Here is a 14,603-nt window from a genome sequence, read left to right on the forward strand (position 1 = left end):
GCGCCGCCGCATGCACCTCGAAGTCCAACCGCGCGCCGGCGGAGCGACCCGTCGCGAAGGCGCCACCGTGCGACACATGCGGCTCCCGCAGGCGGTTGCGCGAGTCGACCGCGTTGCGGATGTTGTCCGACATCCGATGTTCCGGATCGTTCCATCGCGATGTCGGATCGGTGACCAGGAAGGTGATTTTGCTCCGGTCGTATGGACAGTAGGCACCCACCGACGCGGTGATGAACCGTGCCTCGGTGCGCGCGAGGCGGCCGGGGGCGTAGAGGCGCTCGGGTGGATCGTTGCCCTCCGCATACTCGACCATCGCGTTGAGTACGCGGTCCGCGGGAATGCCGGCATCCAGTGCGCGACAGACCTTATGAGCGACGTCGACGAGGCTTGGCACGCCTTCGAGGGCGGGGATGCCTTCTTGAGCGAGCAGCGTCAGGAAATGGTCGTCTTCGTTTAAGTCAGCCGTTGCTGCACCGCCGCGAAGAATTGCGGCGCCGCTTAACAACACGAGGGTGGTAACCAGAACGCCGGCATGGCTGGTGACGCCGGTGCACCTGGTGGTGGGGGTGAACATGACAGGATTTCCGTTCTGCGAGAGCCCGTCCCCGCGCGGACTTTGAATAATCACTTATGCCGCAGGTGTGATTGCCTGCGCGCCAGCGCGTCCCAACGCAGGTTCGCGATGGGGATATCGCCGGTGAAAGTGGTGCGCACGGTCGTTGACGCGCACCACGTAAGACGCCTTGGCGCGGTCGCCGGATCCGTCTGTGTCACCAGACGGTGGGCGTCGTCCGCGCAGACGCCGGTGCTCAGCATGTTGAGCGAATTACCGCGGGCCAAACGGGGACGCCGGGTGAAGTAGACCTCGCCCATCCCGACACATCCCAACAACCGCAGGATGGCATACCCAGCAAACATATTGCCGTTAGCCAACGGCATGAAGAAATCGTAATTCCGAGTTGCTGTTAAGTGACATAGACATTAGCTGCGGGTGTACTGCGGGTTAACTGTCATCCGGCTAGCGAATGCCTATCCGGATTGCGAAACACGTGTACAACAAGTCCGAGGCGGCAGCAATACTCGTCGCCCGCCCCCTCAGAGTGCTCGTAGGCCGCGCAAAGTCCTGCCTATCAGTTCACGTCGTTGGTCGATCGTCATCGAGTCACCGAGGGGGGTGTGCACCCGCAAATATCCTTGTGTGACCAGCTCGCCGACCAGAAACCGCGTCGCACCGAGCGGCAAGGACAGACGAGCGGCGATCTCTGCGACCGAGGGGCTCTGGACGCAATACGTCAGGATCTGGCCCCGCACATCGTTTCTCGGCCAGCGCGGCGGCTTCGATGCGGTGGTGAGCGCTTCGACCGGAGCCTCGAGTGCCAGTTCGACGCCGGCGTCGGTACGGCCTCCCGTCAGCGTGTAGGGCCGGACCAGGCTTGCCTCGTCCGCGGCTTTCCGTTCGCTGCCCTCGTCCTCCGACTGCTGATGCGCGTCGGAATGTTTCCCTCCGGCATGCGGCGAACTGTGCGGCCCCTTGTGGTTCTGCAAGAACCACAAGGTCTGGTCGGCGTGCACGGACGCCCGAAGCTCGTTGGAGACCACCTTGAGTACGGTGCGATCGGTGTCGATGACGAACGTGGTCCGTCTGACCGGCAGCAGCCGGGCCAGCAGGCCACGGCGCCGAGCGTGCCGGCCACGCCGGGCCGCCTCACGCGCCACGACCGATCTACTCAGCTTGGCGAGCCTGCCCCGGCGCACCCCGAACAGCTCGGACACCACGCCGTCGGCGTCGGAGAGCAGCGGATAGTCGAACGAGCGCTGTTGAGCGAAGTGCGCCTGCCTGTCGACGGTGTCGGTGCTGATGCCCACCCGCTGGGCGCCCACCGTGACGAATTCGTTGCTCAGGTCCCGAAAATGACAGGCCTGGGCCGTACAGATCGGTGAGGACGCCAGCGGGAAGAAGAACAACACAACCGGCCCGTCGGCCAGGAGCGCCGACAGCGCCCGGGGCCGACCGGTGTGATCGTAAAGAGTGAAGTCAGGCGCCTTCTCGCCCGCGATCATGGGCAAAGAGTAACTCTGGGGAAGCTCGACGCGACCACACTCGAAGAATTCGCCCGAGGCCGACCAACCGACGGGGTTGCCCGCCAAACCCGGTCAACTCGACCTGCGACGCTGACCTGCGTAAACGTTGGTGGGCGCGGACGGTATCGAACCGCCGACCGCTGGTGTGTAAATGGTTTTTTGCCGTATTCGTGGCGTCTCGTCTGTCGTGTTGAGTGCGGATCCGAGCAGGTCAGCGCGTCGCAGCTGTTTCACTGCGTCGACTGGCTATCGCCTGTTTTTGCGGGTCTTGGCACACTCTCGGCACAACGGGGGATCGCATACGCAGCGGTGCCCGCGATGACGTCCATCAGCTGATGTCACGTTGTCGGAATCCGATGAATGCGATGGTTGTCAGTAGCCCAAAGGCAGTGATGACGGCAGCTGTTCCGGTCCAGTCGATTTGTGCCGCGGTGACGTTCGGGACGTGGTGGAGGGGGCTGATCCCGAGGGCCCATTCCGGAAGTTTGAAGGTGGGTCCGAGGATGGTCAGGCCGAAGGTCGCGACGATGGCGAGCCATCCGGCGAGCCGCAGGACGGGTCGGGCGCCAACGATTGCAGCGGAAACAGAGACGAGCGCCCATACGGCCGGGACTGTCAGCGCACCTTGACCGACCACGTCCGCGGTGCTGACCCCGATTCCCGCGGCAACGACGCCGATCACGGTGGCAGCGACAATTAAACAGACTGCTGGGGTGAGGTACGCGACGGCGAGGTTGGCGGCTAGGTACGTGCGTCTGCGTAGCGATGCTGCCAGGAGGGGTTCGATGCGAAACTCGTTTTCCTCCAGGACGATCCGGTTGACGATTTGGACGCCCGCGATGGCGGCGATCAGCCCTGCCAGCTGCAGAACGGTGACCAGGAACGCGAACGCCGGGTTCGCGGTGGAGCCGCCGTTGGCGGCCAGCACATTGGCGAGCGAAGAGTTGGCCAGGACATCGGTGATCGAGGTGGCCAGATAGCCGAAGATGATCCCCAGGCCAGCGAAAGCGGTGAGCCAGGTCAGTAACGATCCACGGTTGAGCCGTATCGCCAAGCCCCACACATTCGCGGCGTTGCGGCCGCGTGCTGGGCCGGGTCGGGCCGCGATGATGCCGGCCCCGAAGTCACGCCGGCTGTCGAGCGCGACAGCTACGACGACCAGAATGCTGGCCAGCCCCAGGGCGGCCAGCAGGGGCCAGGGGTTGTTGTCGGTGGCAGGCCGGACGTGTTCAAGCCAGCCGAATGGCGTAAGCCAGGACACCCAGCCGGGGGCATCGACGGTGTCGATGAATCCCCGCAGCACAAAGAAAATGCCGAGGGCGGCGACCGCGATGCTGCTGGCGGTGCGGGCTTCTGAGCCCAGTTGGACGGCGATGGCCCCGATGCCGGTGAACATCAGTCCGGATGCGGTGAATGTGGCCGCAAGCAGCAATGAGGAAACCGGGGCACCCCCCACTGCCACGGTGATGAGCAAGCACACTATTCCCAACGTGATTGAGGCAAGGGCCGCCAACGCGATCGCCGTGGTCAAGCGGGCTTGACGGCCGAGCACACCGGCCGCGATGAGTTCGGCTTGGCCGGAGTCTTCGTCAGCGCGGCTGGTGGACACGACGGTCAAGATGGCCATCAGGGCAGCGAAGAAGGTGCCGAGGGCTCCCGAGCGCCAGGCGTTGAAGCCGTCGTTGGTGAGCAGGTTATGGGCGGGCCCGAAGATCAGCGACAGCGCTGGGTTACCGCCGAGCGCACCGGCGAGCTGTTTGCGATCGGCGAGGTCGGGAAAGATCAGGCGGTAGGCCAGGATTGAGGATGCGGACAGCGCGCTGACCCCGGCGATCCAGGGGGCGAGACGCCGCGCGTTGGCTTTAGCGGTGACTAGCAGCAGAACGCGGGTGCCGGTGAACGCCCTCATGCCCGTGTACCGGTACCGGTGTACTGCTGCAAGAACAAACTCTCCAGAGATGGCGGGGTCACGGTCAAAGTGGTGATGTCGTAGTGGGTCAACTCGGTCATCGCGCTATTGATCGCGTCATTGTCGACGGTGGCGGTCAGCCGGTTGCCGTCGAGGCGAGGGAAACGTATGGCATGCAGCTGACGCAGATCCCGCGGCGGACGACCCAGCGTGGCGGTGATGGTGGTGCGCGTGGTGCCCCGCAGCTGGGCGAGCGTGCCGGTCGTGACGACGCGGCCGGCGCGGATGATGGAGACCCGGTCGGCGAGCGCTTCGACCTCGCTGAGGATGTGGCTGGATAGCAGCACCGTACGGCCGCGGGCCTTCTCGGCGGCGATCTCATCTTGAAACACCGATTCCATCAACGGGTCCAGGCCGGAGGTGGGCTCATCCAGGATCAGCAACTCCACCTCGGCGGCCAGCGCTGCCACGATCGCGACCTTCTGCCTATTGCCTTTGGAGTACTGCCGTCCACGTTTGGTGGGGTCGAGCTCGAAGCGCTCGATCAGCTCTGCGCGGCGGGTCTCGTTGAGCCCGCCACGGAGGTTGCCGAGCAGGTCGATGGCTTCCCCACCGGTGAGGCTTGGCCAGAGCACGACGTCGCCAGGGACATAGGCGAGCCGTTGGTGCAATTCCACAACATCACGCCACGGATCGGCCCCAAGGAGGGACACCTTTCCGGAGTTGCTCCGCAACAGGCCCAGGAGCACCCGGATCGTGGTCGACTTCCCCGCGCCGTTTGGGCCGAGGAAGCCATGGACCTCACCGCGGTTCACTGTCAGATTCAGACCGTCGAGGGCGGTGAACGCCCCGAACTTCTTCACCAGACCCTCGATGCGGATCACCGGATCATCCTGTCGAGTCACAATTGCCGCCATTGGTTTCGGTTGGTCACGCCGCTGCCACGGCCAGTGAGGGCGCTACCGGGGTGGGCGGCCATCTGCGACTGGCCACCCAGGGCAGCAGCAGCAACAGCACCGGGTCGATGGACTGGATGACGATCGCCGCCGCTAGCGGGATGGACCCGCGCGACAGTGCCATGAGCAGCATGAGGAGCACTGCTTGCGCCAGGATCGAGGCGACGAGAATGACCATCAGCACGGGCCAGCGCAGCAGCTTGCCGCGCCCGAAGAACGTGATGAACACCCACACCGATAACGGGACGAAAATAATTGCCGCAGTAAGTGTTCCCGGTGAGTACCCCATCGGGGTGAAGGCCCCACCGATATGGCTGAGCGCATTGGTGAAGACCAAGCCGACCCCGGTCAGCCCGACCGCGGGATTGCGGCGGCACCACAACGCAGCGATCGGGAGCACTATCCAGATAAATGGGATGTTGACCGCCACGAAGAACGACGGCACCAGTGGGCAGCCGTTGACCGAATCGAAGCCGTACTGAGCGCAGGCCGTGACGGGAAAATGAAACGGCCGGCCTTTGGCGTCGATGCCGTACTCCTCGAAGTTGTGCAGCATGTAGGCCACCACCATCGACCACGCGATCCAAACCGGGTCACGCCACCGGGACACCCCGGACATACTTCGGAAAGTATTGGTGCACAACAACAGTAACGCCAACACGATGGCGGCGCCGAGCCCCACCGAACTCCAGTACCGCTCAAACCACTGCCCCATCAGCGTGCTCGCGATCAGCTCTGCTCGACCGGCGGACGGGTAGCCCACCAGGTCAGGGTGGCAACTGCCATCTGTGCTGGGATACGGGCGAGGACCAGCTTGGGGTTGACCCCGAGGGCCCGCATCTGCTCGGGTTTGCGGGTCTGGGCAACTGCTGCGGGCAGGGTGGGGACCAGCATCGTCAGGTTGACCCAGCGTGCGAGGAGCCGGGCCCGAGGAATGAACATGGCGATACCTCCGACGAACTGCAGCACCGCTGTGGCCGCGCTGATCGGTTTGCGCCACTGAGCCAGACCGTCGGGGACCAGCTGCTCGAACCACTCGTGCTTGACAACGTGGGCGACTCCGGCGCCGGTGAACGCGATACCCAGCGCAATGCGCGCTTTCTGTGTCGAATCGAGTTGAGATCCTTGCTCACTCATGATTTTCTCCTCGCTTTCGTCGTGGTCTTCGACGTGATTGGGGCCGCAACCGCGCGGACGAAGGCATCAGCGAAGACATCGCACACCGTGTCCTCGTCGGGTAGCTCCAGTCCCGCCAACTGTGGGACAGCAGGACGGATCAGCATGTGCACAGCGATCGGCGCGAGCAACTGTTGGATCAGCAGCGGTATCGGCAGCTCTCGGATGGTGCCGGTGTTGATCTCGCCGGCCAGCCAGGCGCCGAGGCTGGCCAGAATGCGAGGTGCGTTGTGCCCCAACAGGTTCTGGATGGCTGGACTGTCCGGTCGGGCGAGTGCCTCAGCCAGCAGCGCAGGGGCGACACGGGGTTCCTGCGCCAGCGTATGAGTGATCATCCCGTAGAGCCGACGGACGGTGGTCGCCAGGTCGGCGTGGCCGCTATCGAAGAAGTCCTCGATTTGCAGTAGTGGGCTGTGTCGTTCAAACAATGCCCGAAGCAGCTCATCGCGGCCGCCGAATGCCGCGTAGAGGCTGTGCACTGAGCACTGCGCTTGGATGGCGATCGCTTCAAGCGTGACCGCGGAAAGTCCGGCGGTGCCGATCAGGGCGGCAGCCGCGTCGAGCGCGCGGGTCCGGACGGGAGCTTGGCCGCCGGGATCGAAACCAGCTTCCCGCACGGCCTCATCGAGAGCTGCGCGTTTACCTCCGAGGCGGCGGATCAGGGTGGACCGCGAGATCCCCGCTTCGCGGGCGATCGCGATGACGGGCACATCGGCGACATCCCGGCCCAGTGCCCGGGCGGCACGAAGCGCGGCGGCTACCAGATCTTCGCCTATAGCGACGGTGTCGCCGGCTGACGACGTCGGTGTACGGGTTGTGTTGGTGGGCATCGCTTTCCGTCAGTGGTCGCCGAGCATCATCAACTGCACCGCACCGGCAGGGACGCCAGCCCAGTCGCTGGCCTCGATCTGCTTGTACATCTGGCGTAGTTCGGCACGCATCGCCGGGATCTCCGCTCGTGGGGCGTCGGTCGCATGGAATGAGTAGCTGGGGAACATCAGGTTGGGATCTACAGGGCCGCCGGCATTCGACGCGACCTGGTTACGCATCGCCTCCAGAAGCTTGGTGTGGATGGCGATATGCTCCGGTGCACCTAGCGCCCATTCCTTGAATAGCGCGAAGGTGGGAAATGTGTAGAACGACAAGGTCAGCCCTTGGTCTTCGCCGGCACCCATGAATTTGGGGCCGATGATCGGAAACCCATCAGTGACGTTGTGCCAGGACAGCATCTTTCCCGGCTTGATCCAGTGCTCCTCGATCGCTGCCACTTCCTCGCTGACGTCCAAATCGGCTAGCCACTGAGGGCAAGGACCGATCTGACCTCGCACAAACATCCCAACTCCTTTCACTCTCAGCGATAGTGGTGCGGCAACTACCGCGCCACGACCCGATACAAGCTGCGTGCCTACAAGCCCGCCACGGCGGCGGTCTACTCTGCGGCGTTGCGTTTGAACGTTTCCAGCATGTGATTGCGCCGCTCGTTGGTGAGATAAGCGGCCGCAGAGAACCAGCCACCGTCGACGACGATGTCGGTACCGGTGATGTACGAGGACTCGTCGCTGGCCAAGAACAACGCCGTCGCGGCAATCTCTTCGGGCTTGCCCATCCGGCGAAGCAAGACTGTCTCGGACATCTGCTTGTCGATAATGTCCTTCATCGCCGGATTGGCGCTCATCGGCGCGGTCATCTTGGTGGCGATGAAGCCCGGCTGGATCACATTGCACCTAATGCCCCAGTCGGCGAAAATATAAGCCGCTGAACGTGACAGACCCTCCAGGGCCCATTTTGATGACGAGTACGCCGTGGAGAAGGTTCCCGACAAGCCGCCCACCGAGCCGATATTCACGATCGAGCCCCCGCCGGAGTCTCGGATCAGCGGTGCGCACGTCTGCATCCCGACCATCGTCGCGGTGACGTTGATTTCGAATACTTTGTTCCACGCGTCAAGGTCGGCATCGGGCATCATCACGAGCTCGTTGGTGCCCACCACGTTCATCAAGATGTGCAGACCCCCGTAGAGGTCTTTCGCCTGTGCGACGGCGGCGGCCCAGTCCTTCTCTTCTGTCACTTCCAGCTCTACGAACGAGGCAACTCCCCCAGTTTCGGTGATCTCCGAAATCAGTGGGTCGGCAAGCTCCTTGTGTCGAGCAGCTAGCAGAACCGACGCGCCCTCCTTGGCGAACATTCGAGCCGAAGCGGCGCCCATGCCACCGGTGGCCCCCGTGATCAACGCGACCTTGCCTGCCAGCCTCATCCGCGAACCTCCCAGAATTGCCCGCCCGGAACCGAGCGCTCCCTATCTGATACTTGATGCAATGTAACCCGTACTTGGGTATCACACAAGGAACGGGTGAATCACTGCCATGACGTCGTGGCGCAGATCGCGGGAGGCGTGCGCCTATTAGGTGCAGCGCGCAAACCCGCTCAGCCCATAGCGACGAGCCGTTCGAGTAGGTCTTGGTCCGAGCTCAGGCGGTGGCGCCCAGTGGCTGGGTGGGTGTGAAGCGTACGGGCATGGATTCCAGGCCGCTGACGAAGTTCGCGGGCCGCAACGGCAACGCAGTCTCGTCAGCGAGCGTCAGGTCGGGCAGGCGCTGCAGCACCCGGGTCAGCATGAGCCGCAGCTCGAGTCGTGCCAGCTGGTTACCCAGGCAGAAGTGCGTTCCGAAGCCAAACGCCAAGTGACTGTTGGGGTCTCGATCGATGCGAAAGTTCTCGGGGTCCCCGAAGACACTCTCGTCGAAGTTGGCCGATTCGAACATCAGCATGATCTTCTCGCCGGCGGCCAGCTCCGTGCCGTGAAAGGTGGTGTCTGCGGTCAGGGTTCGGCACATGTTCTTCACCGGTGAGGTCCAGCGCAGCATCTCCTCGATGGCCATCGGCAGGAGTGACAGGTCACCGGTGAGGCGATCCCACTGGTCTGGGTGCCGCAGTAGTTGTTCGGTTCCGCCGGTCAGGGTGTGTCGGGTGGTCTCGTCGCCGGCAATCAGGAGCAGCAGCGTCTCCATGACCAGTTCGTCGTCGGCCATCCGTGCCCCGTCCACCTCGGCGTGGACCAGAACCGAAAACAGGTCGTCGGTGGGGTGCGCGCGGCGTTGAGCGATGACACCGGTGGTGAATGCGGTATAAGCGGCGAAGGTTTCCGACAGCATCAACATGGTGCTCTCGTCGAGATGTGAACTCAGTCCGCACACCAGATCGTCGGACCAGTTCAGCAGCATGGAGCGTTCTTCGGGGGCCACACCGAGCATGTCGCCGATGACCGCCATCGGCAGCGGGGCAGCCAGATCGCTAACGAAGTCGCACTCGCCTTGTTCGCAGATGGCGTCGATGAGCCAGTCACAGAGCCGCTCAATGGACGGCAGCCGATCCATCAGGCGTTTACGGGTGAATCCGGAGTTCACTAGCTTGCGGCGGGTGAGGTGGGCCGGGTCGTCCATGTCGATCATGTAGGGCATGCCGGGCTGGTCGGGTCGGATACCTCCGGTGTTGGAGAACAACTCCGGATTACGTTCGGCGTCGATGACCGTCTGGTAGGTGGTCGCCGCGGCCAGACCGTTGCGGTCACGGAACACCGGCTCGTGGGCACGCATCCACTGGTAGACGGCACGGGAGTGCCGATCGGCATAGAAGGTGCCGTCGGCCAGGTCGACGTCGGGACGGGTCTGAATGTCGGAAGTCATGGTCATTGCGGTGCTCCTTCGATGGCGGATCGCCGGGCCGCGCGCTGGCGGGCCCGGTCGGCGAGTAGATCCTGCAGGGACTCGGCTGCCGGGCGGAACCGGACGCCGAGGTCCCTTTCGGCGGGGGCGTTGTCGGCCGGTGGCTGGTCGACGAGGTAGCGCACGCCGGCCTCGCTGAGCTTGCTCAATGCCGCGGGCACTCGGGATCGGAACCGGTCGGCGAGTTTGCCTGCGCCGATGAGCAACTCGTCGGGAACGCCGATGTGGCGCACGGTGCGCCCGGTGATGCTGCTCAGCTCGGCGGCCAGTTGGCCACCGGTGAGATAGTGGCCGCCGAGCACGTAGCGTCGCGGGCCCCGACCGGGCTGCAGGAGACGAGCGTGTGCCTCGGCAATGTCGCGGACGTCACCGATGGTCAAGCCGGCACCGCGGCCGAGGATGCCGGATTTGACGAAAGCGGCGATCGCTTCACCTGATTCGCCGTACTGATCGCCCGCCGCCGGACCGATGACGGTGGACGGGTAGGTGACGACCACCGGGGCGCCGAGGGCCTGCAGATCGCGAACGTACTCCTCGACGCGCACCTTGCTGGTGGCGTAATCGTCACCACCGCCGTGTGGGGGTAGCTCGGCGTGCAGCAATGCGCAGCGCGGATGCCACAGTGCCGTCACGCTGGAGACGTGGATGATCGGGTCGATATCTCGCTGAGCGGCCTGCCCGATGACGTTGTGCGCGCCAGCGAGATTGGCGTTGATCATTTGGTCGGCCTCGCCAGCGCGCAGCGCGATCACCGCTGCGGCGTGGATTACGGCGTCACACCCGTCGAGCGCCTCGCCGACGCGGCGTGCGTCGGTCATGTCGCCGACCACGACGTCGGAGTCATCGAATGATAATGCCGATGCGATCGGTGCGAGCTTGGCGGGATCACGCACCAACAGTCGAAGCGTGTGTCCGTGTTCGTGGACGGCTTTGGCGGTCCATGCGCCAACGAAGCCGGTCGCACCGGTGATGAGTACGCGCATCTTGCTAGTCGCGGGTAACGACGATCTTGTCGGCGGCCCCTGGTGTGCTTGCTTTGACCAGCGCCTCATCGACGTCATCGAACGGGATGGTATGGCTGACGATGAGGGCGTACTTTTCCCAGTTTTCGACGAGATCCTTTGTAACCTCGAAGATCTCGTCGGGGTAACCCATCGATCCAACGATGGTCAGCTCGTGGCTCATCAGTGTCAGGAAATCGAGGGGAACCGGCTGCTTGTGGACAGCGACGACGCCCAGCGTTGCGCCCTTCTTGGCCGCCGCTATGGTGGCGTCGATGACGGCGGGCACCCCGGCGGCGTCAAGATAAATGTCGGTGTCCGCGCGTCCCGGGAACATCGCTTCGCCGTCACCATGCAGCTCGATGAGCCGTTTGCGCAAATCCTCGGAACCGGAATCGATGACAGCATCGGCACCGACCTCAAGGGCCTTCTGCAGCCGAGAGGGGATGACATCGGCAACCACGACGTGTTGCACACCAAGTGATTTGAATCCCAGAACGGCACCTAGCCCGATCGGTCCCGCCCCGAAGATCACCACCTTGTCGGATTGTTTGGGCTGACAACGATTCACCGCGTGGCGTGCAACCGCCATGGGCTCATTGAGCGCAGCGACCTCAAAGGGGATGTGATCGGGGATCACTTCCAGGCTGACGCCTCGGCGGGCATCCTTGAGCAGTACGAATTCTGAGAGACCGCCCTGTGGACCGCCATTGCCGATGATGCCATCCGGGGCGGCCATCGGATTGAGCACGACATGGTCACCGACGGTGATGCCGGTGACGTCGGATCCGACTTCGATGACCTCGCCGGCGGGTTCGTGGCCTAAAGGCATGTGTCCTTGCAGCGGGGGCAACCCGCCGATAGCGATGTACATCGAGTCGGTGCCGCAGATGCCGCAGGCCCGTATGCGAACCAGCACATCGCTCGACCCGATTTCCGGTCGCGGTGCCTCGACGACTTGGGTTGTGCCCGGGCCGGTCACCACAGAGGTTTTCATTCGATCTCCTTCGGTCATTTCGGTCGAGAATTCGTGCGGCGTGAGGACGGCATTCAGCGGGCCATGGAGTGCAGGAAGCCGGGCCAATCCGTGAAGTATTTGCGGGCGACCAGTTCAATCCGGACGCCGGAAGTGTGGACGTAGTAGCCGAAGGTGCCTGCGAGGTCACCGAGCGGTTCGAGTTCTCGTGCGTATCCGGCAGATTCGAGGCGGTCGACTGCAGCGGCCATGTCATCGACCCAGAACCCGAGATGATGCGCGGCGCTGTCAGGTGAGGTCGTCCACGGGGTGCCCGGTACCGCTCTGACGAGTTCGATATGCGGCGCCTGCACCGAATAGACGAACGCGACGTCGGCTGTCGTTTCACCAGTAGGTGTAGCGATGGTCATCGCGGCTTCGATCGGCCGGGTCCACTGGTAGCCGGCGAGCTGGGTCAAACCGGTTGCGGCGGCGTCGATGTCGGGGACAATCAAACCGAAGTGGTAACAGTCGGCCGGCGACAGGCACGGCGGGGTTGTCGCCGGTGTCACGCGAGGTTCGTTTCGATCTGGGCTGCGGCAACCTTGACCTGCTCACCCAGGGCGGCGACTGCGGTGGCGGTGAGTTCGCAAAACGGTGCAGCGCTCACAGACATGACCACCGTCCCGGTTGAATCCCTTATCGGTGCTGATACTGATGCGATCGGATACTTCTTACGGCCGCTGAATTCACCGGGCAGGAAATCGACCAGGGTGAGATCGGCGAAGGCTCCGGCCAGTCGGGCGGTGATGGCGTCGGGTTGCCCGTCGACGCTGAGCGCCCGCAGCGCCGAATACACCCGGACGTATTCCCGGCTGAGGCGCTCGACGACGTAGCCCCGGTGCCGGACTTCGGCCAATACCTCTGAAAGGCGCTGTGTCAGTTCATTTGTCGGTGTTCCCAGACCGGCCAGCCATGCCTGACGGTCGGTGTCTTCGGCCCAAGCGAGGAAATCTCGTCCGAACGGCGCCACCAACGGCAGTCGAAAGCCCGCACGCGCCGGAGACGCGGTGATCAAATCCCCAACGCTGTCGATGACGGCGATCGTCGCCGCCTCACGACGCGCCACGAACGCTTGGACCCCGGTCACCTCATGTAGCTCGCGCAACGCCTCCTGAAACGGTTGTCCACCGGCCGCTTTGACCAGCGCCGGCACCGCAGGACCCCACGAGTATCCGTGGGTGCGGTCGTCACGGCGCACCCAACGGTGAGCGACCAGGCTAGCCAAAATGGCATGCACAGTAGCCCGGCTCAAATGCAACGCACGAGCGATCTCGGTCAAGGTGATCGCTCGACCCGCTTCGGCGGCAAGCAGTTCCATCACCGCGATGACCCGTTCGGTCGGCGGGGAGGGAACTTGACGGCCGTCGTCTTCCGGCTCTACCGTCTGAGGCGTCATATTATCGAAACCATACATCGAATATTCGACGCTGACAACACACGGATCGGAGCTCGGCGATGGCCGATACACACGACGTACTGGACTTCGACGATCTGATCGCGCCGCGATTGACCGACGTGCAGCGGCAGATCCTCGACTACACCGAGTCCAGCGTTGTGAACTTCGATCTCGATCTCATGCTGGCCGAGGCTGTCGAGCAATCCGGTGTCGACGACCTGGACGATTCCGACGGCGTCACCGCACGCATCGCCGCCTACATTGACGCGATCGAGGCCGACGACGGACTAACGCAGATGATCCGCGGCACGCTGCGCGCCCGGGTCGTGCGACTGTTGCGCAACCGCCTCTCGCTGACCGAGCTGATCAAGCGCTATCCGGAGATCGAGTCGGTCCCGATCGAAAAGCCGTTCATCGTGGTCGGCATGCCTCGGTCCGGAACGACACACCTGGTCAACCTGTTGGCAGCCGATCCGCGGCGCCGAGCGTTGCCCTATTGGGAAAGCCGCGACCCGCTGCCGGTTCCTGGTCGAGGGCCCGACATCTTCGGCATCGATCCCCGTTATGCCGCGGCGAAATCCGAGCACGACGCGCTAATGGTGACCGCTCCAAAGACCGCCGCCCTACACGACCGCTTCCCCGAGGCCATCGAAGAGGAGTGCGAGGTCCAAGACCTCGACTTCTCTGCCTATGTATTGGAGTGGCACGCACGGGTTCCGGGCTGGCGCGACTACTACTTGTCGCTGGACCAGACGCGTCATTACGCCTACATGAAAAAGGTGCTGCAAGCGCTGACGTTCCTGCGCGGGCCACATACCTGGGTGCTGAAATCACCGCAGCATTGCGAGCAACTGGCAGCACTGACCGCGACGTTCCCCGACGCCACGGTGGCTTTCACACACCGGGATCCGGTGGCGGTCATCCAATCGGCGATCACGATGATGGCGTACTCCGACCGCCTACGCCGGCGCAGCATCGATGCGCAGTGGCTGGTGGATTACTGGAGCGATCGGGTCGAAAGACTATTGGGCGCCTGTGTGCGGGATCGCGAGTTGGTACCGGCTGAGCGCAGCGTCGATATCAGCTTTCATCACCTCAACGGCCATGAACTCGAACTGCTCGACGATCTCTACGCACGTGCGGGCGTGGAACTGACCCCGGCCGTGCGGTACGCGTTCCAGACCTACCTGGACAGCAATCCGCGCGGCAAGCACGGCAAAGTCCGCTACGACCTGCAAGGGCACTTCGGTGTCAGCCCCGAGGAGCTGCGGTCGCGATTCGACTTCTACTTCGACCGATTCGACGTCCGCCCCGAAAACCCCACGCCGGCAACCAGGTAAGGA

General features: G+C 63.7%; 16 protein-coding genes. 1 reads left to right on the plus strand and 15 read right to left on the minus strand.

Annotated elements, in window-relative coordinates:
* The 15 genes from A5708_RS26990 to A5708_RS21170 all read right to left on the minus strand — a co-directional run.
* Positions 1-574: DUF732 domain-containing protein (locus tag A5708_RS26990; RefSeq protein ID WP_155766115.1), on the minus strand; the 574-nt coding region annotated here is incomplete at its 3' end.
* A 50-nt stretch (positions 575-624) separates the two neighbouring features.
* The gene (locus tag A5708_RS21105; RefSeq protein WP_155766116.1) at positions 625-939 is read right to left on the minus strand and encodes a hypothetical protein; all 315 of its coding nucleotides are present in this window, start codon (positions 937-939) and stop codon (positions 625-627) included.
* 156 nt (positions 940-1,095) lie between these two features.
* On the minus strand, positions 1,096-2,061 hold the full coding sequence (locus A5708_RS28055) for a peroxiredoxin (protein WP_065030485.1): 966 nt from the start codon (positions 2,059-2,061) through the stop codon (positions 1,096-1,098).
* A gap of 349 nt (positions 2,062-2,410) precedes the next feature.
* Positions 2,411-3,991 (minus strand): ABC transporter permease, encoded by a 1,581-nt coding sequence (locus A5708_RS21115; protein WP_065030486.1) that lies wholly within the window; start codon positions 3,989-3,991, stop codon positions 2,411-2,413.
* On the minus strand, positions 3,988-4,908 hold the full coding sequence (locus A5708_RS21120) for an ABC transporter ATP-binding protein (RefSeq protein ID WP_065030487.1): 921 nt from the start codon (positions 4,906-4,908) through the stop codon (positions 3,988-3,990). The genes A5708_RS21115 and A5708_RS21120 overlap by 4 nt, the downstream gene beginning before the upstream one ends.
* Positions 4,909-4,921: 13 nt before the next feature.
* Positions 4,922-5,710 carry an HXXEE domain-containing protein gene (locus A5708_RS21125; protein ID WP_231117972.1) on the minus strand — a complete coding sequence of 263 codons (789 nt, stop codon included), beginning with the start codon at positions 5,708-5,710 and terminating at the stop codon, positions 4,922-4,924.
* The gene (locus tag A5708_RS21130) at positions 5,677-6,084 is read right to left on the minus strand and encodes a hypothetical protein (RefSeq protein ID WP_065030488.1); all 408 of its coding nucleotides are present in this window, start codon (positions 6,082-6,084) and stop codon (positions 5,677-5,679) included. The genes A5708_RS21125 and A5708_RS21130 overlap by 34 nt, the downstream gene beginning before the upstream one ends.
* Positions 6,081-6,899: a TetR/AcrR family transcriptional regulator gene (locus A5708_RS21135; RefSeq protein ID WP_065030564.1), complete on the minus strand. Its 819-nt coding sequence runs from the start codon at positions 6,897-6,899 to the stop codon at positions 6,081-6,083. The genes A5708_RS21130 and A5708_RS21135 overlap by 4 nt, the downstream gene beginning before the upstream one ends.
* A 63-nt stretch (positions 6,900-6,962) precedes the next feature.
* Positions 6,963-7,457 carry a hypothetical protein gene (locus A5708_RS21140; RefSeq protein ID WP_155766118.1) on the minus strand — a complete coding sequence of 165 codons (495 nt, stop codon included), beginning with the start codon at positions 7,455-7,457 and terminating at the stop codon, positions 6,963-6,965.
* 95 nt (positions 7,458-7,552) lie between these two features.
* Positions 7,553-8,377, minus strand: a complete 825-nt coding sequence (locus A5708_RS21145; RefSeq protein WP_065030490.1) for an SDR family NAD(P)-dependent oxidoreductase — start codon at positions 8,375-8,377, stop codon at positions 7,553-7,555.
* Between the two features lie 214 nt (positions 8,378-8,591).
* Positions 8,592-9,794, minus strand: coding sequence for a cytochrome P450 (locus A5708_RS21150; RefSeq protein ID WP_196772707.1), 1,203 nt, complete (start codon positions 9,792-9,794; stop codon positions 8,592-8,594).
* A 14-nt stretch (positions 9,795-9,808) separates the two neighbouring features.
* The gene (locus A5708_RS21155; protein ID WP_065030491.1) at positions 9,809-10,828 is read right to left on the minus strand and encodes an NAD-dependent epimerase/dehydratase family protein; all 1,020 of its coding nucleotides are present in this window, start codon (positions 10,826-10,828) and stop codon (positions 9,809-9,811) included.
* A gap of 4 nt (positions 10,829-10,832) precedes the next feature.
* Positions 10,833-11,843 carry a zinc-dependent alcohol dehydrogenase gene (locus tag A5708_RS21160; RefSeq protein WP_065030566.1) on the minus strand — a complete coding sequence of 337 codons (1,011 nt, stop codon included), beginning with the start codon at positions 11,841-11,843 and terminating at the stop codon, positions 10,833-10,835.
* 53 nt (positions 11,844-11,896) lie between these two features.
* The gene (locus tag A5708_RS21165; protein WP_231117973.1) at positions 11,897-12,373 is read right to left on the minus strand and encodes a VOC family protein; all 477 of its coding nucleotides are present in this window, start codon (positions 12,371-12,373) and stop codon (positions 11,897-11,899) included.
* Positions 12,370-13,260 (minus strand): IclR family transcriptional regulator, encoded by an 891-nt coding sequence (locus A5708_RS21170; protein ID WP_065030492.1) that lies wholly within the window; start codon positions 13,258-13,260, stop codon positions 12,370-12,372. Before A5708_RS21170 ends, A5708_RS21165 begins: the two co-directional genes overlap by 4 nt.
* 59 nt (positions 13,261-13,319) lie before the next feature.
* On the opposite strand from A5708_RS21170, the gene A5708_RS21175 reads away from it, so the two are divergent.
* A complete protein-coding gene (locus tag A5708_RS21175; protein ID WP_065030493.1) occupies positions 13,320-14,600 on the plus strand; it encodes a sulfotransferase family protein in 1,281 nt (426 codons plus the stop codon).
* Positions 14,601-14,603: the final 3 nt, after the last annotated feature.

Origin of the sequence: Mycobacterium colombiense, assembly GCF_001672755.1 — a bacterium.
GTDB lineage: Bacteria > Actinomycetota > Actinomycetes > Mycobacteriales > Mycobacteriaceae > Mycobacterium > Mycobacterium colombiense_C.

Excerpts from the sequence above, each read along its gene's own strand:
- A5708_RS21160 (WP_065030566.1), bottom strand. The coding sequence starts at position 11,843 with ATGAAAACCTCTGTGGTGACCGGCCCGGGCACAACCCAAGTCGTCGAG.
- A5708_RS21145 (WP_065030490.1), bottom strand. The coding sequence starts at position 8,377 with ATGAGGCTGGCAGGCAAGGTCGCGTTGATCACGGGGGCCACCGGTGGC.
- A5708_RS21105 (WP_155766116.1), bottom strand. The coding sequence starts at position 939 with ATGCCGTTGGCTAACGGCAATATGTTTGCTGGGTATGCCATCCTGCGG.
- A5708_RS21155 (WP_065030491.1), bottom strand. The coding sequence starts at position 10,828 with ATGCGCGTACTCATCACCGGTGCGACCGGCTTCGTTGGCGCATGGACC.
- A5708_RS21120 (WP_065030487.1), bottom strand. The coding sequence starts at position 4,908 with ATGGCGGCAATTGTGACTCGACAGGATGATCCGGTGATCCGCATCGAG.
- A5708_RS21130 (WP_065030488.1), bottom strand. The coding sequence starts at position 6,084 with ATGAGTGAGCAAGGATCTCAACTCGATTCGACACAGAAAGCGCGCATT.
- A5708_RS21140 (WP_155766118.1), bottom strand. The coding sequence starts at position 7,457 with ATGTTTGTGCGAGGTCAGATCGGTCCTTGCCCTCAGTGGCTAGCCGAT.
- A5708_RS21115 (WP_065030486.1), bottom strand. The coding sequence starts at position 3,991 with ATGAGGGCGTTCACCGGCACCCGCGTTCTGCTGCTAGTCACCGCTAAA.
- A5708_RS21175 (WP_065030493.1), top strand. The coding sequence starts at position 13,320 with ATGGCCGATACACACGACGTACTGGACTTCGACGATCTGATCGCGCCG.
- A5708_RS21170 (WP_065030492.1), bottom strand. The coding sequence starts at position 13,260 with ATGACGCCTCAGACGGTAGAGCCGGAAGACGACGGCCGTCAAGTTCCC.
- A5708_RS28055 (WP_065030485.1), bottom strand. The coding sequence starts at position 2,061 with ATGATCGCGGGCGAGAAGGCGCCTGACTTCACTCTTTACGATCACACC.